This is a genomic window from Streptosporangium sp. NPDC023615 (assembly GCF_040640155.1).
In the GTDB taxonomy this organism is placed as follows: domain Bacteria; phylum Actinomycetota; class Actinomycetes; order Streptosporangiales; family Streptosporangiaceae; genus Streptosporangium.
Window position 1 is genome coordinate 17,407 of record NZ_JBFABE010000023.1, and the last position, 23,483, is coordinate 40,889.

General features: G+C 72.7%; 23 protein-coding genes and 1 tRNA gene. 10 read left to right on the forward strand and 14 right to left on the reverse strand.

The features are described 5' to 3' along the window. Positions 1–27 precede the first annotated feature (27 nt). Entirely contained in the window at positions 28–552 is a 525-nt protein-coding gene (locus AB0G16_RS18240; protein ID WP_362805947.1) for a rhodanese-like domain-containing protein, read from the reverse strand. Between the two features lie 261 nt (positions 553–813). Between AB0G16_RS18240 and AB0G16_RS18245 the strand changes: the two genes are divergently transcribed. From AB0G16_RS18245 to AB0G16_RS18270, 6 genes are all read left to right on the forward strand, one after another. Further along, a complete protein-coding gene (locus tag AB0G16_RS18245) occupies positions 814–1,878 on the forward strand; it encodes a helix-turn-helix domain-containing protein (RefSeq protein ID WP_362805949.1) in 1,065 nt (354 codons plus the stop codon). A gap of 879 nt (positions 1,879–2,757) precedes the next feature. Further along, positions 2,758–3,681, forward strand: coding sequence for a hypothetical protein (locus AB0G16_RS18250; protein WP_362805951.1), 924 nt, complete (start codon positions 2,758–2,760; stop codon positions 3,679–3,681). Beyond that, positions 3,678–3,803, forward strand: a complete 126-nt coding sequence (locus AB0G16_RS18255) for a hypothetical protein (RefSeq protein WP_362805953.1) — start codon at positions 3,678–3,680, stop codon at positions 3,801–3,803. Before AB0G16_RS18250 ends, AB0G16_RS18255 begins: the two co-directional genes overlap by 4 nt. A 475-nt stretch (positions 3,804–4,278) precedes the next feature. Then, a complete protein-coding gene (locus AB0G16_RS18260; protein ID WP_362805955.1) occupies positions 4,279–5,682 on the forward strand; it encodes a selenium-binding protein SBP56-related protein in 1,404 nt (467 codons plus the stop codon). Positions 5,683–5,840: 158 nt separating this feature from the next. Then, complete coding sequence (locus AB0G16_RS18265) at positions 5,841–6,518, forward strand: hypothetical protein (protein WP_362805957.1); 678 nt, start codon at positions 5,841–5,843, stop codon at positions 6,516–6,518. 119 nt (positions 6,519–6,637) lie between these two features. After that, a complete protein-coding gene (locus AB0G16_RS18270) occupies positions 6,638–7,885 on the forward strand; it encodes a serpin family protein (RefSeq protein ID WP_362805959.1) in 1,248 nt (415 codons plus the stop codon). 18 nt (positions 7,886–7,903) lie between these two features. Here the strand turns inward: AB0G16_RS18270 and AB0G16_RS18275 are convergent, their stop codons facing one another. The 6 genes from AB0G16_RS18275 to AB0G16_RS18300 all read right to left on the reverse strand — a co-directional run bounded on the left by AB0G16_RS18275 (position 7,904) and on the right by AB0G16_RS18300 (position 13,007). Further along, positions 7,904–8,737 carry a hypothetical protein gene (locus AB0G16_RS18275; RefSeq protein ID WP_362805961.1) on the reverse strand — a complete coding sequence of 278 codons (834 nt, stop codon included), beginning with the start codon at positions 8,735–8,737 and terminating at the stop codon, positions 7,904–7,906. A gap of 226 nt (positions 8,738–8,963) precedes the next feature. Then, positions 8,964–9,401 carry an SRPBCC family protein gene (locus AB0G16_RS18280; protein WP_362805963.1) on the reverse strand — a complete coding sequence of 146 codons (438 nt, stop codon included), beginning with the start codon at positions 9,399–9,401 and terminating at the stop codon, positions 8,964–8,966. Then, positions 9,398–10,336 (reverse strand): oxidoreductase, encoded by a 939-nt coding sequence (locus AB0G16_RS18285; protein WP_362805965.1) that lies wholly within the window; start codon positions 10,334–10,336, stop codon positions 9,398–9,400. Before AB0G16_RS18285 ends, AB0G16_RS18280 begins: the two co-directional genes overlap by 4 nt. Positions 10,337–10,580: 244 nt before the next feature. Then, a complete protein-coding gene (locus AB0G16_RS18290; RefSeq protein ID WP_362805967.1) occupies positions 10,581–11,612 on the reverse strand; it encodes a YegS/Rv2252/BmrU family lipid kinase in 1,032 nt (343 codons plus the stop codon). 63 nt (positions 11,613–11,675) lie between these two features. Then, a complete protein-coding gene (locus AB0G16_RS18295; protein WP_362805969.1) occupies positions 11,676–12,128 on the reverse strand; it encodes a MarR family transcriptional regulator in 453 nt (150 codons plus the stop codon). A 96-nt stretch (positions 12,129–12,224) separates the two neighbouring features. Further along, entirely contained in the window at positions 12,225–13,007 is a 783-nt protein-coding gene (locus tag AB0G16_RS18300; RefSeq protein ID WP_362805971.1) for a TetR/AcrR family transcriptional regulator C-terminal domain-containing protein, read from the reverse strand. 109 nt (positions 13,008–13,116) lie between these two features. On the opposite strand from AB0G16_RS18300, the gene AB0G16_RS18305 reads away from it, so the two are divergent. Beyond that, positions 13,117–14,745 (forward strand): ATP-binding cassette domain-containing protein, encoded by a 1,629-nt coding sequence (locus AB0G16_RS18305; RefSeq protein WP_362805973.1) that lies wholly within the window; start codon positions 13,117–13,119, stop codon positions 14,743–14,745. Positions 14,746–14,915: 170 nt separating this feature from the next. On the opposite strand, the gene AB0G16_RS18310 is transcribed toward AB0G16_RS18305, so the two are convergent. Together AB0G16_RS18310 and AB0G16_RS18315 are read right to left on the reverse strand one after the other, a co-directional pair. Continuing rightward, a tRNA-Ala gene (locus AB0G16_RS18310) sits at positions 14,916–14,988 on the reverse strand. A gap of 28 nt (positions 14,989–15,016) precedes the next feature. Further along, positions 15,017–16,438 carry an MFS transporter gene (locus tag AB0G16_RS18315; RefSeq protein ID WP_362805975.1) on the reverse strand — a complete coding sequence of 474 codons (1,422 nt, stop codon included), beginning with the start codon at positions 16,436–16,438 and terminating at the stop codon, positions 15,017–15,019. A 109-nt stretch (positions 16,439–16,547) separates the two neighbouring features. Between AB0G16_RS18315 and sigJ the strand changes: the two genes are divergently transcribed. Further along, complete coding sequence (gene sigJ, locus AB0G16_RS18320; RefSeq protein WP_362805977.1) at positions 16,548–17,432, forward strand: RNA polymerase sigma factor SigJ; 885 nt, start codon at positions 16,548–16,550, stop codon at positions 17,430–17,432. Between the two features lie 64 nt (positions 17,433–17,496). Then, complete coding sequence (locus AB0G16_RS18325; protein ID WP_362805979.1) at positions 17,497–18,765, forward strand: NAD(P)-binding protein; 1,269 nt, start codon at positions 17,497–17,499, stop codon at positions 18,763–18,765. Between the two features lie 84 nt (positions 18,766–18,849). Here AB0G16_RS18325 and AB0G16_RS18330 read toward each other — a convergent pair whose 3' ends face one another. Then, complete coding sequence (locus AB0G16_RS18330) at positions 18,850–19,458, reverse strand: ABATE domain-containing protein (protein WP_362805981.1); 609 nt, start codon at positions 19,456–19,458, stop codon at positions 18,850–18,852. 89 nt (positions 19,459–19,547) lie between these two features. On the opposite strand from AB0G16_RS18330, the gene AB0G16_RS18335 reads away from it, so the two are divergent. After that, positions 19,548–20,312 carry an MBL fold metallo-hydrolase gene (locus AB0G16_RS18335; RefSeq protein ID WP_362805983.1) on the forward strand — a complete coding sequence of 255 codons (765 nt, stop codon included), beginning with the start codon at positions 19,548–19,550 and terminating at the stop codon, positions 20,310–20,312. A 93-nt stretch (positions 20,313–20,405) separates the two neighbouring features. Here AB0G16_RS18335 and AB0G16_RS18340 read toward each other — a convergent pair whose 3' ends face one another. From AB0G16_RS18340 to AB0G16_RS18355, 4 genes are all read right to left on the reverse strand, one after another. Beyond that, positions 20,406–21,635, reverse strand: a complete 1,230-nt coding sequence (locus tag AB0G16_RS18340) for an MFS transporter (RefSeq protein ID WP_362805985.1) — start codon at positions 21,633–21,635, stop codon at positions 20,406–20,408. Positions 21,636–21,879: 244 nt separating this feature from the next. Continuing rightward, complete coding sequence (locus AB0G16_RS18345) at positions 21,880–22,551, reverse strand: SRPBCC family protein (protein WP_362805987.1); 672 nt, start codon at positions 22,549–22,551, stop codon at positions 21,880–21,882. 66 nt (positions 22,552–22,617) lie between these two features. Beyond that, entirely contained in the window at positions 22,618–22,998 is a 381-nt protein-coding gene (locus tag AB0G16_RS18350) for a hypothetical protein (RefSeq protein ID WP_362805989.1), read from the reverse strand. Beyond that, a complete protein-coding gene (locus AB0G16_RS18355; protein WP_362805991.1) occupies positions 22,995–23,357 on the reverse strand; it encodes a hypothetical protein in 363 nt (120 codons plus the stop codon). Before AB0G16_RS18355 ends, AB0G16_RS18350 begins: the two co-directional genes overlap by 4 nt. Positions 23,358–23,483: the final 126 nt, after the last annotated feature.

Sequence of the window (23,483 nt, forward strand, 5' to 3'; positions counted from 1 at the left end):
CGGGGCGGGATTCGGTCTCGTCTCCGGTCAGCAGGCGCAGGAGACGCCGGAGACCGGTGCGGTGAGGGCGTCTGCGGGGCGGCGGGACACTCCTCGCGCCGTCTGGACGGGGTGTCCCTCGCGGGCCCAGTACTCGAAACCGCCCAGCATCTCCTTGACCGGGTGCCCCAGCCTGGCGAACTCCAGTGCGGCACGGGTGGCACCGTTGCAGCCGGGACCCCAGCAGTAGGTCACCACGGTCGCACCCGGGGGGACCACGGAGTCGCCGCGCGCGGCGATCAGCGCGGTGGGCAGATGGACGGCGCCCGGGATATGCCCCTGTTCCCAGCTCTCCGTACTGCGCGAGTCGATCACGACCAGGCCGGGGACACCCGCGGCCAGGTCCGCGGCCACATCGGCCGCGTCGGTCTCGAACGTCAGCCGGGCGGCGAAGTGCGCCAGCGCGGCGGCGTTGCCCGCGGCCGGCACCGCGGTGACGGCGGAGACGCCGGTGCGGGAGGAGGGGACGGCGGTGGAGGGGACGGCGGGGACGGACTGAGGAGCGGTGGCCATGTACGACCCTTCCTGGTGCATGCGGTGCGTCGGCGACGCCCTCGGCGGACGCTTCCGGGAGACGCTTCTGCGCGTGGCTTCCGGGAGCACTCCCGGACGCGTCTCCTGCGGCGTGACGGCTCGGTGACGCGCGACGTGGGTGCTCGGCCGACGGTCCCGGCGTCCCGGCCGGGAGCGTCACCTGCCGGATGAGGCAATGGTGTCGTGCGTGACGTCCGTCGCGACAGTGGCGTGAATGTCGCTTACCGCTAACATTTCGCCATGCCGCCCACGCCCACGCCCACGCCCTCGCCCCCGCCCTCGCCCCCGGTGCCGCCTTCGCCCTCGGTGCCGCCTTCGCCCTCGGTGCCGCCCCGCACGGACTCCGGCGTCTCCGTGCTCGCCTTCGACGGCATGAGTCCGTTCGAGCTGGGCTGCGTGGTCGAGGTGTTCGGCATCCCCCGCCCCGAGTTGCGCGGGCCCTGGTACGAACTGTCGGTCTGCGCGGAGAGCCCCGTGGACCTACGGGTCGTGGGCGGCTTCACGATGCGTGTCGAGCGGGGCCTCGACGTACTGGCCGCGGCCGGAACCGTCATCGTCCCCGGAGTGGCGGACGTCCGGGGAGAGGTGTCCCCCGGGGTGGTCGCCGCCCTGCGCCGGGCCCATGAGCGCGGGGCACGGATCGTGTCGATCTGCTCGGGAGCGTTCGCTCTGGCCGCCGCCGGACTGCTGGACGACAGGGAGGCGACGACCCACTGGAGGTATGCCGACCTGCTCCAGCGGAGGTTCCCGAGGGTGAAGGTGGACCCGGACGTGCTCTACGTCGACGGCGAGGACGTGCTGACCAGCGCGGGCAGCGCGGCCGGCCTGGACCTGCTGATCCACCTGGTGCGCAAGGACCACGGACCGGGGGTGGCCAACGAGGTCGCCCGGAGGCTCGTCATCCCTCCCCACCGGGAGGGCGGACAGGCCCAGTTCATCCAGGCGGCCGTCACCCCCGTGCACGAGGGCGCCGCCGTGACGGCCGCGATGACCTGGGCGCTCGACCACCTCGCCGAACCGATCACGATCGCCGCCCTGGCGGGGGTCGCGCACATGTCACAACGTACGTTCATCAGGCATTTCAAGCGCCAGACCGGGACCAGCCCGCTGCGCTGGGTGATCTCTCAGCGGGTCGCCGCCAGCCTGGCGATGCTGGAGTCCACCTCTGCGCCCGTGGAGGAGATCGCCTCGGCCGTGGGCTTCGACAGCCCGGCCACCTTCCGTCACCACTTCACCCGGGCGATGCACACCTCCCCCTCGGCCTACCGGAGAGCGTTCCGCACCTCAGGCGCATCCGACACATGAGGTCACGAAATTACGCATCCCATCACCAAGGACACAAACAGAAGAATTTTGATTTTACGGAAATCAGGCACCCGACGGATTGAATGCGACAATCGGTATATTGTCTTTCGTGTAGGGATTTGCATTTATGCAGGGTAAAGAAATCGGCCCCCTTCATCAAGTGTCGTCACCGGATTCGAGCAGCTTCTCTTACCGTATCCACGGAATGTCCCAAGAATGACTACGGGACGTTTTCTGTGAATACAACGGGAGAGAGAAGGCACGTGTCTACTTTCATGCAACGGAGCCTCGCGAGCGGCGCGCTCGCCGGAGCCGTCCTTCTTCTGAACTCCCCTGTTCCAGTTTCGGCCGATTCGCAACTCCCTGCCTCGGCCCAGGCCCGCCACGGTGGAATCAGCTCTCTCAAGAGCGCTCAGGCAGACCCGTGTCTCCTGCAGTTCACCGCCGTCTGCACAAATCTTGCCCCGGTGTCTTCGGTAGTGCGCGTGTCCCCGGTGGTACGGGTGTCTCCGGTGGTCCGCGTCAACGACATTGTGGCCACCGAAGCAATCATCAACAAGGCGGTGCGACCGACCGCGACCGACGGTAATTACATCCTGCTGTGCAGGTGGCTCGGCCTTCCGAGTTTCCTGTGCAAGCTTCCCGACGGGCTGCGCGGGCCCGCCGGTCCCCGAGGCCCGGCAGGGCCTCCCGGCCCGGCGGGCGCTGACGGCCTCCCCGGACCGGCAGGACCGGCCGGAGCTGACGGTCTTCCCGGACCGGCTGGACCTCCCGGACCGGCGGGCGCAGACGGCCTCCCCGGACCCGAGGGACCGGCTGGACCTCCCGGACCGGCGGGCGCTGACGGCCTTCCCGGACCGGCAGGACCTCCCGGCGCAGATGGTCTTCCCGGCCCCGAGGGACCTCCCGGACCCGCAGGCGCAGACGGCCTCCCCGGACCCGAGGGACCGGCTGGACCTCCCGGACCGGCGGGCGCTGACGGCCTTCCCGGCCCCGCAGGACCGGCCGGAGCGGATGGCCTTCCCGGACCCGCAGGACCTCCCGGCGCAGATGGTCTTCCTGGTCCCGAGGGACCGGCTGGACCTCCCGGACCGGCGGGCGCAGATGGTCTTCCCGGACCCGAGGGACCGACTGGACCTCCCGGACCCGCAGGCGCTGATGGCCTTCCCGGACCGGCTGGCGCAGATGGTCTTCCCGGACCCGAGGGACCGGCTGGACCTCCCGGACCGGCGGGCGCAGACGGCCTTCCCGGACCCGCAGGACCGGCCGGAGCGGATGGCCTTCCCGGACCCGCAGGACCTCCCGGCGCAGATGGCCTTCCCGGACCGGCGGGCGCAGACGGCCTCCCCGGACCCGAGGGACCGGCAGGACCTCCCGGACCCGCAGGCGCTGATGGCCTTCCCGGACCGGCTGGCGCAGATGGTCTTCCCGGACCCGAGGGACCGGCAGGACCTCCCGGACCGGCGGGCGCAGACGGCCTTCCCGGACCCGCAGGCGCAGACGGCCTCCCCGGACCCGAGGGACCCGAGGGACCGGCAGGACCCGAAGGCCCTCCCGGGCCGGCGGGCGCTGACGGCCTTCCCGGACCCGCGGGACCTGAAGGACCCGAGGGACCCGAGGGACCCGCTGGACCCGAAGGACCCGCAGGCGCAGACGGTCTGGCAGGACCCGCAGGACCCGAAGGCCCGGCTGGACCCGCCGGACCTGAAGGACCCGCCGGCCCCGAAGGACCTGCCGGACCGGAAGGGCCGGCCGGAACCAGGGTCGACACCGTCAGCAGGCCGATCCACACCGTTCGGATGACTCCCATCCAGGTCGTCGCGACTCCGGTGTACGGCACCTCCGTCATCGGCATCCCGGTGATGGGAGCCTCCATGGGGATCGGCGCCTCGATGGGGATCTGCACCCCGGTGAAGATCTGCTGAGACCTTCTCCGGGCTTCATGGAAGCAGGCCGATCGGCGCGTCACGCCTCGGAGGGTCACCCCGGAGTTCTCCGGTAACACGAAGAGGACGCCGGAACGATCACTCGGGGAACGTGGACGTCGGTTGAAAGCGAAGAGGTGCGGGGCATCGTCGCCCCGCACCTCTTCATTCGTCCCGAGCGCCGCCCCCTCCTCGGCGTGTTCGGCACATTCCGCAGGCTTCCCACATTCGTTCCACTTCGGACTCGCCGCGCCCGCCCTCGCCCCAGGACGAAGACACGATCCGTCCGCCCGGGAATCCCGCGGCCCCTCCCCTGCCGGTTCACCCCGTCCACCCCGCCGCGCGAACCGGCGGAGCCGAACGGCCGAGCGGATCACCGCAGCCTCTTCCCGATAATCCCGCGGCAGTCGTACCGATATGTCCCCTGGACAGCGACCCCTTTTCCTACAACATTGGTTGGGTATCGGTTCCGGCCATGAGTCAGGAGTTCACCGTGCCCCTCATCCAGCCCGATCCCACCTTCTACCCCTCCGCTCGCGAGGCCATGCTGGCGCCCCGGGAGGAGCTCGCCTACGTCGCCCTGCTGGACGCGACCGGCGACGGACGGCCCGACGGGCTCGCCACGATCGACCTGTCCGACGGATCGATCGCCGACGTGCATGACATGTCCGTTCCCGGCGACGAGCTCCACCATTTCGGCTGGAACGTGTGCAGCGCGGCCCTGTGCCCGTACGCCCCGCACCCGCACGTGGAGAGGCGTTACCTGGTCCTCCCGGGCCTGCGGTCGAGCAGGATCTACATCTTCGACGTCAAGGACGACCCCCGGCGTCCCAAGCTCGTCAAGACGATCGAACCTGAGACGATCTTCGAGAAGACCGGTTACAGCCGCCCTCACACCGTGCACTGCGGCACCGACGCCATCTACGTCAGCGCGCTCGGGAACGTCGACGGCGACGCGCCCGGCGGGGTGTTCACGCTCGACCACGACACCTTCGAACCGCGGGGCCGCTGGGAGGCCGACCGCGGGCCGCAACGGCTGCACTACGACTTCTGGTGGCACCTGGGACACGACACCATGATCACCAGTGAGTGGGCCACCCCCAACCAGATCGAGCCCGGTCCGTCGCTGGAGCTGCTCACCGGTCGCGGGTACGGTCACCGGCTGCACGTGTGGGACCTGACCAGGCGCAGGCACCTGCAGGAGATCGACCTGGGCGACCGCCACCAGATGGCGCTGGAGTTGCGGCCCGCCCACGATCCGACCAGGACCTACGGCTTCGTCAACACGGTGATCGACGTCGAGGACCTGTCCTCCAACATCTTCACCTGGTACCTGGAGGACGGCGTCTGGAAGGCCCGCAAGACGATCACGATCCCGGCCGAACCGGCCGACCCCGGCCTGCTGCCGGAGCCGCTCAAGCAGTTCGGAGCGGTACCCCCGCTGGTCAGCGACATCTCGCTGACCCTGGACGACCGGATCCTGCTCGTCTCGGCCTGGGGCACCGGGGAGCTCAAGGCGTACGACGTCTCCGACCCGTTCGCTCCCCGGGAGACCGGTTCGGTGCGGATCGGCGGGATCGTCCGCCGTGACGCCCACCCGGCCGCCCCGGACCGGCCGCTGAACGGCGGCCCGCAGATGGTCGAGACCAGCAGGGACGGACGGCGGGTCTACTTCACCAACTCGCTCTACCGCTCCTGGGACGACGTCTTCTACCCCGACGGCGTCTCCGGCTGGATGGCGAAGGCGGACGTCGCCGAGGACGGCTCCCTCTCCCTCGACGCGGGCTTCTTCACCGATTTCGCGGCCGACGGCCGCCGCGCGCACCAGATCCGCCTCCAGGGAGGCGACTCCTCCTCCGACTCCTTCTGCTTCCCCTGACCCTCGCCCTCACCCTCCTGCCGCTCCTCCCCGACCACGCTCCGTCGTCTCCCCCCGCCTCCCGCTCCCGCGCCCCTCCGTCCTCCCGAGTTCCGTCCGCTTCCGGCCTCCTGCGAACCCGTCAGGTCCCGGCCGGCCGTCCCTGTGAGGCGCATCCGATGGATCTGACCCCCCTGCTCATCGTGGCCGGACTGGGCGCCTTCCACGGCCTGAACCCGGCCATGGGCTGGCTCTTCGCGGTCGCGCTCGGCCTGCAGGAGCGCTCGCGCGCCGGCGTGTTCCGCGCGCTCCCGCCGATCGTGCTCGGTCACGCCGCCTCGGTGCTGATCACGCTGGTACTGGTGTCGGCCGCACGGCTCGCCGCCCCGCCCAAGGGGGTCTCGTACGGTGTGGCGGCCCTGGTCTGCGGGTTCGGGGTATGGCGGCTGCTGAGGCGGCACCACCCCCGCCGGGTGGGCATGAAGGTGAACGGATGGCAGCTCACCGGTTGGTCGTTCCTGATGGCCACCGCCCACGGCGCGGGCCTCATGGTGCTCCCGGTCACCCTCGGCGCGGGGACCGGGCACGAGGCGCACTCCGGGCACGGGAGCCACGGAGGGCACGGCGGTCACGCGGGGCATCCGGGGCACGGCGAGCAGGGCGCCGCCGCCCTGGCCTCGCAGAGCCTGCTCGCGACGGGGGTCCACACGGTGGCCATGCTGGTCGTGACCACCGCCCTGGCCCTGCTCGTCTACGAGCGGCTGGGGGTGTCGGTGCTGCGCAGGGCCTGGTTCAACCTCGATCTCGCCTGGGCCGTCGCCCTCATCGGCGCGGGTGCCTTCGCCGCACTGACCTGACGGGGTCCGAAGGAACACGGCGGCTCCCCACGAGGCCCGAAGGATCCGGACGAGGCCGGACGGGCGGGACTCGCGGACCGGCGCGTGAACCGTTCGGCGGCGGCGTACGTTCAACAGGCATGCGCCGACTGTTCCCCGCACTGCTGGCCGTCGCCGCCCTCTCGGCATGCGCCATGTCCAGGCCCGATCTGATCACCGCGAAGGGGGTGAAGCGGCAGGTCCCGCAGAACCCTCCGGTCGCGGAGACCGTACGCGGCCTGACGGCCTTCGGTCACTCGCTGCTCGCGATCGCCGCGCCCGGCGCGGCCAACGTCGTCCTGTCCCCGCTGAGCATCACCCACGCGTTCGGGATGGCGAGGGCCGGAGCCACCGGAGAGACCGCCGCCGAACTCGACAGGGTCTTCGGTTTCCCCTCCGAAGGGCCGCACGTCCCGCTCAACGCGCTGACCCGGCGGATCGTCACGACCGACGACCCGCCGCCCGTCGCCGGCCCGGACGAGCGACGGGACGCCCAGAGCGGCCCGCCCCGCGCCCCGATCGTGGGCATCGCGGACGGACTGTTCGTCCAGGAGGGGCTGAGCGTCGAACCGGGCTTCCTGCGCACGCTCGCCGAGCAGTACGGGACGGGCGCGCACCAGGTGGACTTCACCGGGGACGCCGCGGGGGTCATCAACGCCTGGGCCGAGGAGCGGACGGCCGGACGGATCACCGAGGTGTTCGACCGGCTGGACCCGGACACCGGGCTGGTCATCGCGGACGCCCTCTACCTCAAGGCCGACTGGGCGACGCCGTTCACCGACCCGCCCGAGGAGAACGCCGCCTTCACCCGCGCGGACGGGACGACCGCGCGCGTCACCCTGATGCGCCGCGACGGCGCCGTCCCGTACGTGGAGGGGCCCGCCTGGCAGGCCGTGGAGCTGCGCTACGCCGGTGACGAGCTCGCCATGTGGGTCCTCGTGCCACGGACCGGCGCCTCCCCGGCCGACCTGCTCTCCCCCGCGGTGCTGGCCGAGGTCTCCTCCGGACTGCGGGAGCGGCCGGTACGGCTGGCCCTGCCCCGCTGGGACTTCTCCACCGCCCTGGACCTGACGGAACCGCTCGGGACGCTGGGGCTGCGCGGCTCCGACTACTCCGGCATCACCGGCGGCGCCTCGCTCGGGCAGGCGGTGCATCGCGCCACCGTCACCGTGGACGAGTGGGGGACCGAGGCCGCCGCCGTCACCGGGCTCGCCTTCCCGGTGATGGCCATGGCACCGCCGGAGGTGGAGGTCCGCGCCGACCGCCCGTTCGCGTTCGCGATCGTGCACCGGCCGACGCTGACCCCGCTCTTCGTCGGTCAGGTGGGGGATCCGGCCTCGCGGGGGTGAGACCGGATCCCCCCCGGCTCAGCCGGAGAAGGTCAGCAGGCCCGCGTCCACCACGGTTCGCCCGAAGACGCGGGCCTGCTCGGCCAGGCGGGCCAGTTCCTCGTCGGAGAGCGCCGCGTACGCGGGCAGCGCGAGCTCGTCGGTACGGTCCTCGATGCGCTGCCTGAGCGTCCTGCCCTCGTCGGTGAGCTCCTCCCCCCGCATCAGGCCGCGCTCGCGCAGACTCTCGGCGGCGGCGGCCCACTCCTCCTCGGGCCAGTCGCGGCTGAACCTGAGGAAGACCGTGGGGACCTGCCCCGTCGCGGCGTGCAGGACCAGCGCGTCCAGCGGCCCGACCCCCTCGGCCAGGAGGGTCGCCACGTGGGCGTCGCCGCGGAACTCGCGCAACAGTGTCTGCGCGTGCCAGAGCTTCGGCAGCGGCTCGGACGGCCAGGGCAGCGCCGCGTGCGCGGCGAACAGCGGACGGCCCTGGGGGTGTTCGCAGGCCTCCCGCGCGGCGCGGGAGGCCAGCTCGGCGGTGTCGGCCAGGGTGTCGATCTCGTGGACCCCGGCCCGCCGCAGTGCCGCGTCGGCGGCCTCCAGGCGGGCGTCGAGCATCTTCTCCGGCGTCGTCACCCCCCAGACGGCCGGCAGATGGCTGCGGACGAGCGCGGGGTTGAAGTTGTAGAAGCTCGCGATGACCAGCTCGGCCGAGGCGGCGCCGAAGGGGGCCGATCGGGAGGCGAAGTAACCGGCGCGCCCCTCCACGCCGAGCGCGGCGTAGCGCTCCGCCGCCTCGGGAACGAAATAGATCATCCCGTGCAGGGGCTCCAGGCGCCGCCAGGCCTGACGGGCGAGCTGGACGTCGGTCATCTCATGCCTCCGAACGGTCAACGAAACGGGTCGTCGTGGCCGGTCGGAGGCCCGGGGCGCCCGCCGGCACCGGGCGAGGCAGGCGGCCTCGTCCCGCGCGCGGACGCGCTCCCCTCACCCGACTTAACCGACCGGACGGTATCTGGGAACCTATTCCTACCCGCCGGTAGGCGTCAACGACGGCACGTCCCGCGAGCACGCGCCCGAGGACTCACGCGCGTACGGGTCAGGCGCGGGTGGTCACCAGGTCGCTGAGGCGGCGGAGATCCTGCCGGTACTTCTGCCTGAGCGCGCGGCTCAGCAGAGGGCCGCGCAGGCGGTGCAGGCCGGGCGGCCTGCACCTGAGTCGTACGGTCACCCGGCACCGGTCCTCGCCCAGCGGCACGACCGACCTGCCGCCCTCGGCGTCGAACCCCGACGTCATCCGCCAGGAGAACTCCCTGCCCGGCACCACCCGGGTCACCAGCCTGCCGGTGCGGTAGGAACGGCCACGGAAGCTGATCGACTCGTCGGTGGCGGTGCCCGGGACGACCGGCCCCGGGGGGTCCGGTGCCATGGTGGTTACGCCCGCGCGCCAGCGGGGGTCCTGGCCGAAGTCGGAGATGATCCGCCATATCTCGGCGGCGGGGCGCGCTATGTCGATCGACACCTCCAGCTCGATCACAGCTCGTACACGACCCCGGACAGCCGCTCGGACTCCGTCCAGAGCCGCCGCTGGACGGCCCCGTCGTGCGAGCGGGCGGAGGAGCGGACCCGCCGGGGATGGCCGCGGAACCCTCCCACCCCGGACGGGCCGTAGTAGTCGCCGCCCCGGGCGGCCGGATCGGTGGCCGCGCGGAGGCTGGGCAGGGCGCCCGTCCGCGCGTCCTGCAGGACGAGGGCGCCCACGACCTCGTTCAGGGCCCGCAGCACCGGCGACAGGTTCCGGCTGAGCTCGGTCCTGGATATCCCCGGATGCGCGGCCAGCGCGATCGTCCCCGCCCCCGCCGCGACGAGCCTGCGCTGCAGCTCGTAGGTGAACATCAGGTTCGCCAGCTTGGAGCGGCCGTAGGCGGTGTAGGCGTTGTAGGAACGCTCGGCGCGCAGGTCGCCCAGGTCCATCCGGCCCTGCTGGTGCGCGATGCTGGCGACGGTGACCACCCGGGAGCCGGCGGTCTTCAGGAGAGCGCCGAGGAGCAGGCCGGTCAGGGCGAAGTGACCCAGGTGGTTGACGCCGAACTGCAGCTCGAACCCCTCCTCGGTGCGGCTCGGCGGCGGGGCCATCACCCCGGCGTTGTTCACCAGGAGGTCAAGGCGCTCGTGGCGGTCGAGGAACTCCGACGCGGCCCGGCGTACCGACTCCAGCGACGCGAGATCGAGGCGGAGCACCTCGACCCCGGCCCCGGACGCCGCTCCGGCGCGGATCCGCTCCACCGCGACGGCCGCCTTGGCGGTGTCGCGGCAGGCGATCACCACGGTGGTCCCGCGTCCGGCGAGCACCCGGGCGGTCTCCAGGCCGATACCGGTGTTGGCGCCGGTCACCAGGGCGACGCGTCCCCCCTGATCGGGCACGTCGGCCTCGGTCCAACGGTTGGCGGTCATCGATCCGCTCGCTTCCATCAAGCGAAAATATCGACAAACTATACCGAATGTGTATTTGTTATGAATGTTAATGAAAAGTCGAGATCGTCCGGTCGCGCCTCGCCGGTGCGGTCACCCGCCGGGGCCGCCACCGGACGCGATCGCCACGGACTCGGGGCTCACGGGCCCACGGCCACCACGGCCACGGTGTCTCAGGGGCCGGCGGCCGGCCCCCCGGTCACGGCCGCCCAGGACCCCGGCCCCCGGGACGGCGGGCTCACGGTCACGCGGTCCCGGCCGGCTCGTCGGCTCCCCGCGCGGTGTCCGCCCCCCGCGTGACGCCTTCGCCCACGGTGCCCTCGGCGCCCTCGGCGCCCTCGGCGCCCTCGGCGCTCTTCGTGCCCCCCGTCTCCTCCGTGGAGGCGGGGACGCGGATCGTGATGCCACCGGGCACGACCTTGGCCTTGAGCTCGGTGACGGTCCCCTTGGCGCCGCCGTCCAGCTCGTAGGTCATGGGAGCGCCGAGCTTGGCGGTTATCTTGCGCGCCCGGGTCATCCGGACGAACGGCGAGTCGTCGGATCTGCCGGTGGTCATCCGGCCGAGCACCCGCGCCCACTGGATCGGCCCCTTCGCCGTGGTCACGCCGACCTCCAGCCAGCCGTCGTCGGGGCGCGCGTCGTCGAACGCCTCGATCCCGCCGGTGATGGTGCCGACGTTGCCCAGCAGCAGGCAGCTCGCCTCACCCTCGAACCACGGCACCCCGTCGATCTTGACGTCCATGTGCACCAGCTCGCCGCGGATGTGGCGCAGGCCGGTCCAGACGTAGGCGGCGCGTCCCAGGCGGTCCTTGAGCCCCCGGTCCGCGTCCTTGATCATCGCCGCGTCGAACCCGACCCCGGCCATGACGGCGAAGTGCTCGCCGTTGACGCTCCCGAGGTCCAGCTTCCGGCTCTCGCCGTGGAAGGCGATGTGCACGGCCTTGGGCAGGTCCTCGGGGATGCCGAGGTTCTGCGCGAAAAGGTTGGCCGTGCCCGCGGGCAGGATGCCGATCGTCACACCGGACTCCGCGAGCGCGTCCACGCAGCGCTGCACCATGCCGTCGCCGCCCCAGACGAGGACCAGGTCGGCACCCTCCTTGAGGGCCTTGCGCGCCTTCTTGGGAGCCTTCTTGCTCTTGGGCACCTCGTACCAGAGCAGCTTGCCGACACCCTCGTCGGCGAGCAGCCTGCGCAGCTCGTCCAGGCCTCCGCCGAACGTCTTGCGCTGATGGGCGACCACCGCGACCGTGCCGACCTTCTGCTTCCGGGGGACCATCTGACCTCCTGTAGCACCACGTCGGATACGTCCTCGGCTGCCCTTACCTCCGGACGGCAAACATCACCGGCCCGCGTCCCCGCCCCGGTCGGCGCCGGTGTCGCCCAGGAGCCGCCTCAGCATGTCCCTCAGCAGCAGGCGATCGTCGCCGGGGAGCGCGAACAGGGACGTCGCCTGCGCGTGACCGCGAGAGCACAGCACGTCCCGTCTCCGCGTTCCCTCCTCGGTCAGCACCAGACGCTTGACCCGCCGGTCGGACGGGTCGGGCCGGCGGACCACCAAGCCGCGGCGCTCCAGGCCGTCGACGATGCCGGTCACGTTCGAGGCCTCGCAGGAGAGCTCGTCGGCCAGTTCGCGCATCGGGACGGGACGGCGCAGATTGGCCAGCGCCAGGGCCTGTGCGGGGGGAAGGTCCAGCTCCGCCGCCGTCGCGTTGAACTGCGCGCGCAACCGCCCGGCGACCCGCGAGACCAGCTCGCCCAGTTCCGCCGCGAGGGGGTCGGATTCGGCGCTCACGTCCCGAATCGTACCCTCCCCTTCACGATGTTGACTGTTGACATCCTTAAGCTCTTTCCGGCATCGGGACGAGCGCCCTCCCGTGACGTGACCGCCTCACGCTCGCGCCGGGCCACCGGTACCGGCACCGTCGGCACCGTCGGCATCGGCGCCGGCGTCGGGGACACCGGCCTGGATGCCGTCGAGAAGCCAGTTCAGGCCGAGGGTGAAGCCGGCGTCCCAGTCGCCCTCCGCGACGAGCGGGCCGTGGGCGGCGAGGGCCGGGTACCGCTCCCGGTTGGCACGCAGGTGTTCCCGGGCGGCCCCGCGCACGTCCTCCCCGCCACCCGCCGGCCAGGTGGCCTGCATCAGCCCGGAGCCGATGACGTAGTTGGACAGCCCGTACGCCGCGGCGGTGAGACGGGGTTCGACGACCCCGGCCTCCAGGAGCGTCGCGTAGAGGAACTCGCTGCGGGCCAGCACGTTGGGGCCCAGCATCGGACGGCCCAGCAGCGCCGCCGACCAGGGGTGCCTCAGCAGGACCGCGCGCCATCCGCCGATCAGCGCGGTGACGCCGGCCCGCCACCCCCGGTCGTCGCCCGACGGGATCTCGACCTCGGCGAAGATCGCGTCGAGGGCGAGGTCGAGGACGTCGTCCTTGGTCTTCACGTGCCAGTACAGCGTGGTGGAGCCGGTCCCGAGCCGCTCGGCCAGGCGCCGCATGGTCAGCCGGTCGGCGCCTTCGGCGTCCAGGAGCGCCACGGCCTCCTCGACGATCCGCTCCCGGCTGAGCGGCGGGGCGTCGCGTCCCCGTCGCGCGGGCGGCCGCAGCCACACCTCCCCCGCCGCTACCGCTGCTGCCGGTCGGCGCGTTTCCGGTCCCGCCTTGCTCGTGTCCACGGGAGCGAGTCTAGTATGACGATCGAGCACCGGATCATTGGTCCGGTTACCGGAACAACGATCCGGCACTCGATCGTGCGGGTCCGGAAGTTCACCCGAAGGAGGAGCCGTGGCGGGACACGTCGAGGTGGACCGGCTGACCCATGTGCTGCCGGACGGGCGGCTCCTCCTGCACGAGGTGTCGTTCCGCGTCGGCGAAGGGGTGAAGGCCGCCCTGGTGGGGCCCAACGGCGCGGGCAAGACGACCCTGTTGCGGCTGATCGCCGGAGACCTGCGGCCGGACGACGGCCGCGTGGTCTCCTCGGGCGGGCTGGGGGTGATGCGGCAGTTCATCGGGGGTGTCCGTGACGACCGGAGCGTGCACGACCTGCTGCTGTCGGTGGCGCCGGATCGTGTCCGGGCCGCCGCCGCGACCCTGGCGCGGACGGAGGCGGCACTGGCCGCCGCCGACGACGAGGCCGCGCAACTGGCCTACGCCCAGGCCGTCGCCGACCACGCCGACGCCGGAGGGTACGACATGGAGGTGGTGTGGGACGTCTGCGCCACCGAGTCCATGGGCCTGCCCTACGACGCGATCCGGGACCGCCCGGTGGCATCCCTGTCGGGGGGCGAGCAGAAACGCCTGGTCCTGGAGGCCCTGCTGCGCGGCCCGGACGAGGTGCTGCTGCTGGACGAGCCGGACAACTACCTGGACGTGCCCGGCAAGCAGTGGCTGGAGGAACGGCTGCGGGGCACGAACAAGACCGTGCTGCTGGTCTCCCACGACCGCCGCCTCCTGGCCGAGGCCGCCGACCGGATCGTGACCGTGGAGGACCGAGGCGTCTGGGTCCACGGCGGGGGCTTCGCCACCTACGCCGCGGCACGCGAGGAGCGCATCGACCGGCTGGAGGAGCGGCGCCGCCGGTGGGACGAGGAACACGACCGGCTCAGGCATCTGGTGCGCACCCTGCGGCAGACCGCGGCCGGCAACGACGCGCTGGCCTCGGCCTACCGGGCCGCGCGCACCCGGCTCGGCCGCTTCGAGGAGGCAGGCCCGCCGCAGCGCCCGCCCAGGAGGCAGAACGTGCGGATCCGGCTGCGCGGTGGCCGTACCGGGAAACGCGCCGTCGTCTGCGAGGACCTGGAGCTCACCGGCCTGATGCGGCCGTTCGGCACCGAGATCTGGTACGGCGAGCGCGTCGGGGTGCTCGGCTCCAACGGCTCGGGCAAGTCCACCTTCCTGCACCTGCTGGAGCAGGCCGCCGAGGGCGCGGTACCCGCGGTGCGGCACAGCGGCTCGGTCCGGCTGGGAGCGCGGGTGACACCCGGGCGGTTCGTGCAGACCCACGCCCGGCCGGAACTGCACGGCCGCACCCCGGCCGAGCTGGTCATGGGCGGTCACGCGCTCACCCTGAACGAGGCCATGGCCACCCTGGCCCGCTACGAGCTCGCTCCCGCGGCCGGGCAGCGGTTCGAGACCCTGTCGGGCGGCCAGCAGGCCCGGCTGCAGATCCTGCTGCTGGAGCTGTCCGGCGCCACCCTGCTGCTCCTGGACGAGCCCACCGACAACCTGGACCTGGCCAGCGCCGAGGCCCTGCAGCAGGGCCTGGCCTCCTTCTCCGGCACCGTGCTGGCCGTCACCCACGACCGCTGGTTCGCCGACGACCTCGACCGTTTCCTGATCTTCGGCGCCGACGGGACCGTGTACGAGAGCGACGGGCCGGTCTGGCACGAGGGCCGGGTCGAGCGTGCGCGCTGACGCCGCGACCCCGCCGGAACGCCGCGGCCCCGCCCGGCCGGCGGCGCGGCCTCGTCCGCCGGGGGAACGCCGTGACCCCGGCGGGCGGAAAACGACGAGATCCCGCCCGATCGAGGTGATCGGACGGGATCTCGTGAACCGCTTTCGAACCGTCTCGGGGACGGCCCGGGTGGAGCTATGGGGATTCGAACCCCAGACCTCCTCCATGCCATGGAGGCGCGCTACCAGCTGCGCCATAGCCCCTTGCGACGCAGATGAAATCCTAACCGATTCACGGCACCCCTCGCGCCAGCATTCCGGAGACGAGGGCGACCGCCGCGGACCCGACGGCGCTCAGGGTGATGATGCCGAAGGAGATCACGTACGCGCTCCGGTCCGGGACGGAGGTGCCGGCGACGGTGATCGAGGTCAGGAGCGCGGAGGTCGCGGCTCCCGAGACACTGCCGCCGATGGAGCGGACCAGGGAGTTGATCCCGCTGGCGATGCCGCTCTCGTTCATCGGCACGTGCTGGACGGCGAGCGCTCCCAGCGCGGCGTAGGCGATGCCGAAGCCGAGCCCCTGCACGGCGTTGGAGCCGATCAGGTGGGGCACCGAGTCGTTGAAGAAGGTGAACCAGCCGAATCCGGTCGCGCACAGGCCCGCGCCGAGGGCCAGGGAGTAGGCGGGGCCGAGCCGGGCGGACAGGCGGCCGGCCATGAAGGAGGAGAGCAGCATGGTCACGGTGCTGGGCAGCGCGTAGAGGCCGACGTCGAGGACGGAGCCGCCGAAGCCGTACCCGGCGGACGGGGGCGTCTGGACGAAGCTGGAGATCAGTGTGAAGGAGCCGAACATGGCGAAGCCCAGGAGCAGCGAGGCCAGGTTCGCGGGCAGGGAGCGCGGGCCGACGAGCAGGTGGAGGCGGACCATCGGGGCGCGGAGCCGCACCTGGCTGTAGACCCACGCGGCGCAGACGACGACCGCGCCGGCGAACAGCCCGAGGACGATCGCGGAGTCCCAGCCCCAGTCGTTGCCCTTGGAGATCGCCAGCAGCAGGCAGACCAGCCAGATCGAGAGCAGCGCCGCGCCGACGAGGTCGGGGCGGCCCCCGGTGCCGCCCCCGGTGTCGCGGGCGCTGAACGTGATGAGGACGATCGCGGCGGCGGCGAGCCCGGCGGTGATCCAGAAGACCGGGTGGTGGCTGGGGGTACGGTCGGCGATCAGGCCCGTGACGATCATGCCGAGGCTGCCGCCGACGCCCATGGTGGCGCTGACCACCCCGATGGCCGTCATGACCCTGCCGGCCGGGAAGCTGTCCTTGATCATGCCGATGGCCAGGGGGATCAGCGCCGCGGACGCGCCCTGCAGTGCCCGTCCGGCGATCAGCACGGGCAGGGAGTCCGACAGCGCGCAGACGACCGACCCCACGACGAGCAGGCCGACGGTGAACAGGATCATCCGCTTCTTGCCGTACATGTCACCCAGGCGTGAGAGCAGCGGCGTGGCCACCGCCGCGGCCAGCAGCGAGGCGGTGAAGACCCAGGTCACCTCGGCGACCGAGGCGCCGAAGGTGGTCATCAGCCGGGGCAGGAGGGGGATGACCACGGTCTGCTGGACCGAGACGACCATCCCGGCCGCAGAGAGCGCCACCAGGGTCAGCCAGAGATGCCTCCCCTGCCGCGCCGTACCCGGTTCGGCGAGGATCGTTCCGGTCACTTCCCGCTCCTTCACTGCTGACATCCGCTCTGAAATGGTAGAGCGTGCCGGTAAACAGCCGTTTACCGGGTCATGTCACACTTCGGCGCCGTGATACGTCTATGTCGCCATGACTGTTGAGCGTTTCGAGGAGTACCGAGACCTGCTGACCGGCGTCTCCTATCGGATCCTGGGCAGCCTGACCGACGCCGAGGACGTGGTCCAGGAGGCGTGGCTGCGCTGGTCGGAGGTGGACGTCTCCGCGGTGGAGAACGACCGGGCCTACCTCGTCAGGGTGGTGACGCGCCTGGCGATCGACCGGCTGCGCCGGCTCAAGGCCAGGCGGGAGTCGTACGTGGGGTCCTGGCTGCCGGAGCTGGTGGTGACCCCGGACGTGGCGGAGCACGTGGAGCTGGCGAACTCGGTGGAGCTGGCGCTGCTCGTGGTGCTGGAGACCCTCTCCCCGCTGGAGCGGGCGGTGTTCGTGCTGCGCGAGGCGTTCGGCATGCCGTACGCGGAGATCGGCGAGGTGATCGGCCGCAGCGAGGCCGCGACCCGGCAGCTCGCCCGGCGCGGCAGGGATCACGTCCGGGAGGGCAGGCCCAGGTTCGAGGTGGACCGGCAGCTGCGGCTCGAGTTCACCGAGCGGTTCGCCCGGGCGGCCCTGGGCGGCGACCTGGGGGCGCTGGCCGCGATGTTCGCCGAGAACGCGTCGCTGGTCAGCGACGGCGGCGGCAAGGCCAAGGCGCCGCGCCGCGTCATCAGGGGCGCGGGCAGGGTGGTGCGCTTCCTGGCCGCGATCGCCGGCGACGAGGGGGCGCGGAAGTTCATGGAGAGCGTGGGCGCCGACGCCGACGAGGGCCTCAAGATGGAGATCGTGGACGTGAACGGCGCACCGGCCCTGCTGGTGCGGGTGGGCGGGCGCGCGGTCACGGTGTTCTCGCTGGACGTCGCGGACGGCCTGATCAGGACCGTCTTCATGGTGGCGAACCCGGACAAGCTCGCCCGCCTGTGAGTCCCCTCTCCCCCGCCGGTGAGGCCGATGTCACGAACGCCCCGCCCGGACGCGTCCCAGGGGCATGACACGACAGACGCGAGACATCAGCATCGTGGGCGGGGGGCTGGCGGGGCTCACCGCGGCCATCGCGTGCGCCGAGGGCGGCGCGCGGGTCACCCTCCACGAGGCCCATCGGCAACTGGGCGGCCGGGCCCGCAGCACCGGCGGCCGGTACGTCGCCAACGACGGCACCCACGTCTTCTACTCCGACGGCGAGCCGTGGCGCTGGCTGGCGGCCAGGGGCCTGGTCCAGCCGTACACCAGGCTCCCCCTCGGCGCGCTGGCCAGGACCAGGTTCCGGCACGGCGGCCGGCTCGGCGGACCGCCGATGTCGCTGGTGAAGGCCCTGGCCAGGCGGCGCCTGCGGGCTCCGGCCGACGAGGACTTCGCCACCTGGGCCGGGCGCCGTTTCGGGGAGGAGGGGATGCGCGCCGCCGCCGGGCTGGTCGGCGTGGTCACCTACGACGCGAACCCCGGGCGGCTGTCCGCGGCGTTCGTCTGGGAGCGGATGCTGCGGGTGGCGGCGCCGCGCTTCCCGGCGCCGCGCTACGTCGTCGGCGGCTGGGGGCGGGTGATCGACCGGATGGCGGTCCACGCGCGCGACCTGGGCGTGCGGATCGAGACCGGTTCGCGGGTGGACACGCTGCCCGAGGACACCCCGGTGATCGTGGCGACCTCCCTGGAGGCCGCCAGGCCCCTGCTGCGGGACGTGTCGCTGCGCTGGGAGAGCGGCAGGGCCGTCCTGCTCGACCTCGGCCTGCGCGAACGCGCGGGCGACCTCTTCCTCGTCTCCGACCTGGACGAGGGCGGGTTCCTGGAACGCTACAGCCTGCCCGACCCGTCGCTGGCCCCCGCCGGCCACTCCCTCTGCCAGCTCCAGATGCCCATGCGGGCGGGCGAGACCAAGGACGAGGCGGTCGCGCGGGCGGAGCGGGTGGCCGACCTCGGGCTGCCCGGCTGGCGGGAGCGGACGACCTGGCGCCGGGAGGCCGTGTGCAACGGTCGCACCGGCGCCCTGGACCTGCCGGGGACCACCTGGTGGGACCGGCCGGCGATCGAGCGGGGGGAAGGCGTCTGGCTGGCGGGCGACTCGGTGGCGGCACCGGGCCTGCTCAGCGAGGTCTCCTCGAACAGCGCGCTGATCGCCGCGGCAGCGGCGCTGCGGGCGGTGGGCCGGGAGCCGGGCCGGGAGCCGGGCCGGGAGCCGGGCCGGGAGCCGGGCCGTGGAGGGGGCCGTGGAGGGGGCCGGGGGCGGGGGCGGGGGCCGCGGCACCTCTCCCGTTCCACCTAGTCCCCTCATCCCCCGCTCCCGGCTCACCGGCCTCCCGCACACGGTCCGTCCGCCCCCTCGGCCCGTCCGGACCGGCCGGTCCGTTCAATCCGCCCGGTCCGCCCCGGGCCGGACGCGGCGCGCGTAGGCACGGGCCGCCCGGGCGCGGTCGCCGCAGCGGGTCGAGCACCAGTGGCGGCGGCCGTGCCGCAGCAGGTAGCGGTCACAGGGGGCGGAGGTGCAGGCGGTGAGGCGTCCGGAGTCCGGGCCGGTGAGCAGGTCCGCGGCGTCGGCGGCGAGGACCGCCAGGGCGTGGTCGACGATCCGGGTGAGGGGGTGGGAGGCGGCGCGGTACAGGCCGCGCGCGGGGTCCCAGCACAGCAGGGAGGCCGCGGGGACCCGGGTGAGCGCGTCGTTGACGGCGGTGAGCGCCCCGGCGGGCGCGGGCAGCGCGCCGACCCGGGCGGCGAGCAGCGCCCTGACCTGCTCGCGCAGCGACCTGAGCTGTGCCGCGCACATCTCCTGCAGCCCGGCGTCGGGCGGGGCGAGGTCGCGTTCGGCGAGCCACCGGCCGGCGGCGGCGGGGGTGCCGAGAAGGTCGGCGAACCGGTCGCCGGGCAAGGTGAAGGCGGTGTTGGCCAAGTCGAGGGCAAGATACCGCTCCACGCCGGGCGCCGGTGGTAGGACGGGGTCGACGGTCACGGTCTCCTCCATGTCCCTCATGGTATGACTTGCCGTCATCCGTGAGAACTCATACCGTTCCTCACGGATAAACCCCTTCTCATCCGTGAGGTGCTTTTCTCATGACCGATGGCGACACCCTCGACGAGCAGATCCCCGTCCGCGTCCTCGGCGGCCCGACCGCCCTCGTCGAGTACGGCGGGCTGCGGTTCCTCACCGACCCGACCTTCGACGCCCCCGGCGACTACCCGGTGCCCGGCGGCAGCCTGACCAAGACCGCGCCCGCCGCCGCCGCTCCGGCGGACCTCGGCCCGGTCGACGTGATCCTGCTCTCCCACGACGAGCATCCCGACAACCTCGACCACTCCGGCCGGGCCCTGCTGTCCGACGTCCCGCTCACCCTCACCACCCCCGGCGGCGCCGGCCGCCTGGGCGGCAACGCCCGGGGCCTGGCGCCGTGGGAGCCGGTCGAGCTGCCGCGTCCCGGCGGGGGCACCGTGACCGTGACCGGCGCGCCCGCCCTGCACGGCCCGGAGGGGGCCGAGGCGCTCCTCGGGGAGGTCGTCGGCTTCGTCCTGACCGCGGACGACCTGCCCACGGTCTACGTCAGCGGCGACAATGCCTCGCTGGACCTGGTCAAGGAGATCGCCGAGCGGTTCGGGCCGGTGGACACGGCCGTCCTCTTCGCCGGGGCTCCCCGCATTCCCGCGCTCCTCGACGGCGCGCTGCTCGTGCTGGACAGCGTCCAGGCGGCCGAGGCGGCGGCGCTCCTCGGCGCGCGCAGGGTGGTTCCCGTCCACTTCGACAGCTGGGCCCACTTCACCGAGGGCCGCGACGCCCTGGTGGACGCCTTCACCGCGGCGGGCCTGGCGGGCCGCCTGCGCTGAGCGCGGGCGCGCACGGCGGCGCCGGTCCCCGCCCGCTCTCCGGCCGGCCGGGGCCCCGAGGCGGGAGCGCCGGTCGTCGCCTCGGCGAGGCCCTCAGCGGGCGAGGGCTCCCTCGTCCTCCAGGTGACCCGGGCGGCCGGCGTACCAGCCCGCCACGAGCTGCGCGGCGACCACGGCGAACAGCAGCAGGAACGGCATCGTCCAGCCGCCGCTCGACTCGTGCAGGATGCCGACGACCAGGGGCCCCGCGCCCGCGATGAGGTAGCCGGTGCTCTGCCCGAAGGCCGAGAGCGCGGCCGTGGCCTCGGGGGTGCGGGTGCGCATGGCGAGCATGGTCAGCGCCAGCGGGAACGATCCCATGCCGATGCCGACCAGGCTCGCGAAGACCCAGGCCAGGGACGACGGCGCGAGCCAGAGCCCCAGGAAGCCCGCCGTGTAGAAGAGCACGAAGGCGACCACCACGGGCCGCTGGTCGGTGAACCGGGAGGCGATCGCGGGCACGAGGAGCGAGACCGGGATGCCGATGGCGGTGAAGACGCCCAGCACCAAGCCCGCCTGCGCGGTGGTGTAGCCACCGTCGACGAGGATCTTCGGCAGGAAGCCGAACATGATGTAGGCGACCATGCTCTGCGTGCCGAAGTAGGCGGCGACCGCCCAGGCCAGCCTGCTGCGGAGCAGGGCACGGGCTCCGGTGCCGCCGTCCGTGCCGGCCCCCGCCGGCTCACGGCGCGAGAGCACGAGCCACGGGACGGCGGCGACGGCGGCGAGCGCTCCCCACACCCCCAGCGCGACGTGCCAGTTGCCGTCGGCGGCCCGCTCGATGGGCACGGTCGCGGCGGCCGCGAGCATCGTGCCCACCGCGAGGGCGGTGGTGTAGACGGTGGTCATGGCCCCGGCCCTGCCGGGGAAGTGGCGCTTGATGAGGCTGGGGATCAGCACGTTGCCCACCGCGCCGCCCGACAGCGCCAGCGCGCTGCTGTAGAGGAACACCTCGGCCGAGCCGACCATCGAACGGATCAGCAGGCCGGCGCCGAGCACGAGGAGCGACAGGAGCAGCAGGCGGTGCTCGCCGACCCTCCTGGCCAGGGCCGGGGTCACCGCGCCGACGGAGGCGAAGATGAGCACGGGCAGGGTGGTGAGCAGGCCGACCCCGGCGGCGGACATTCCGAGCGCCGAGGTGATGTGGTCGAGAACCGGCCCGACGCTCGTGACGGCGGTGCGCAGGTTGAGCGCAGCGAGGATGATCCCCAGCACGAGCAGCCAGGCGAGGGAGCCGTTCGTGCCGGTGGTACGGCCCCTGGTCTGATGGGTGAGCACGCTCATGCGGGTTCCAGTCCTCCTCGGTGGTTCATCCAATCGTAGGATGATTGGCTGACCACGACTGTAACAGGACTGAAACCTGGCTTTGTTCCTGACCGGTGGGTCGCGCCGCACATTGCTGACAACGTGAAAGCCGGGCCGCGCCCCTCTTTACAGGGCGTGACCCGGCTCTCTCACACGTGGCGCCGACCCCGGCTCCGAGGCCCGGGACCCGGACGGGCCGGGCACCGGGCGGGCGGGGCGGTCGTCAGATACGCGGCCCGGGAGTGGCCGGCGGCTCCTCGCCGAGGCCACGACCGGGGCCCGGCAGCGGCGTGCCGCCGGGAGGGGGAAGCGCGGAGTCCGGCGGGTAGGTCCCGCCCACCGTGCGCGGCGGGGCGGGCTCGTCGAAGCCCGCGACGCCGCCACCACCGGCGACGCCCGTACCGGAGCCGCCCGTCAGGCCGCCCTCGGCACCGCGCTCGTGCGGACCGGGCACCTCGCCGCGCCAGGCACCGGTCTCGTCGCCGCGCGACTCGATGAAGGTCTTGAAACGCTCCATGTCGCCACGGATGCGCAGGCGGACGATCTGCAGCCAGTCACCCACCGTCTCGACGAACCCCTCGGGGTCGTAGTCGAGCTGGAGCGTGACCCGGGTGGTGTCCGGGCCGAGGCGGTGGAAGGTCACCACGCCGGCCTGGTGCGGCCGCTCCACGGACTTCCACGCCACCCGCTCGTCAGGGTGCTGCTCGGTGATCTCCGCCTCGAACTCCCGGTGAACCCCGGCGATCTCGACGACCCACGCGGTACGCGTGTCGCTCAGCTGCTTGATCGACTCGACGCCTTCCATGAACTCCGGAAAGCTCTCGAACTGGGTCCACTGGTTGTACGCGGTCCGGATGGGAACGTTGACGTCAACGGACTGTTCAATCGTGCTCATGACCGTGCCTCCCTTGTGGTTTGGTCGGTTCGAAGAGCAGAGCTGCCCGGAACGGGACGGACCTAACTAACGACGTCGTAAAAGCCAGTAAAGACCCAGCAGCGGCAGCACGAGCGGGATGAAGAGGTAGCCGCTCCCGTAGCCCGACCAGACCGTGGCCCGCGGGAAGGACTCGGGATCGATCATCCCGAGCGTGCCGACGACGAGCACCCCGGCCAGCTCGATCCCGCAGGCGACCAGGGCCAGCGTCCTGTTCCCCCTGACCAGGGCCACGGTGAGCACGAGGTAGACGGCCGCGGCGAACGCCGACAGCGCGTAGGCCAGCGGCGCCTCGCCGAACCGCGTCGCGATCTGCACGGCGGCGCGGGCCCCGGCCGCCAGGGCGAACACCCCGTAGACCGCCACCAGCACGCGCCCGGGGCCGGTGCCGATCGCCGGTTCGCTCACGCCAGTCCCTGCCAGATCTGGAGCAGCCGGCCGACCATGCCGGGAATCGCGAAACCGGCCACCGCGATCACCGCGGACCCCCAGCGCGAGCGCTCGGCGTACCCCAGGAACAGCGCCACCGGCGGGATCAGCACGGTGCCCGCGAGATAGCCGACGACGGTGGCCGTCCCCGGCGGGCCCTCTCCCCGTGCCAGCGCGGCGGCCACGACCCCGGCCTGGACGAGCAGGCCGAGCTCCAGCACCGCGAGCGCGACCGGCAGCACCCGTCCCATCGCCCTGTCGCGCGCGGTGTTCAGCAGGGCCCACACGCCGATCACCAGTGACAGCACGATCAGGCCCGTCGCGAGCGGCCCGATCATCGAGGCCTCGCGGTGCCCGCGGAGCTCACGGAGCTCGCGGAGCTCGGGGAGTCGGAGAACATGAGCAGCAGGGTACTGCCCGGCACCGGCGCCCATCCGCCCGCCCGGCCCGTGCCGCGTACCCTG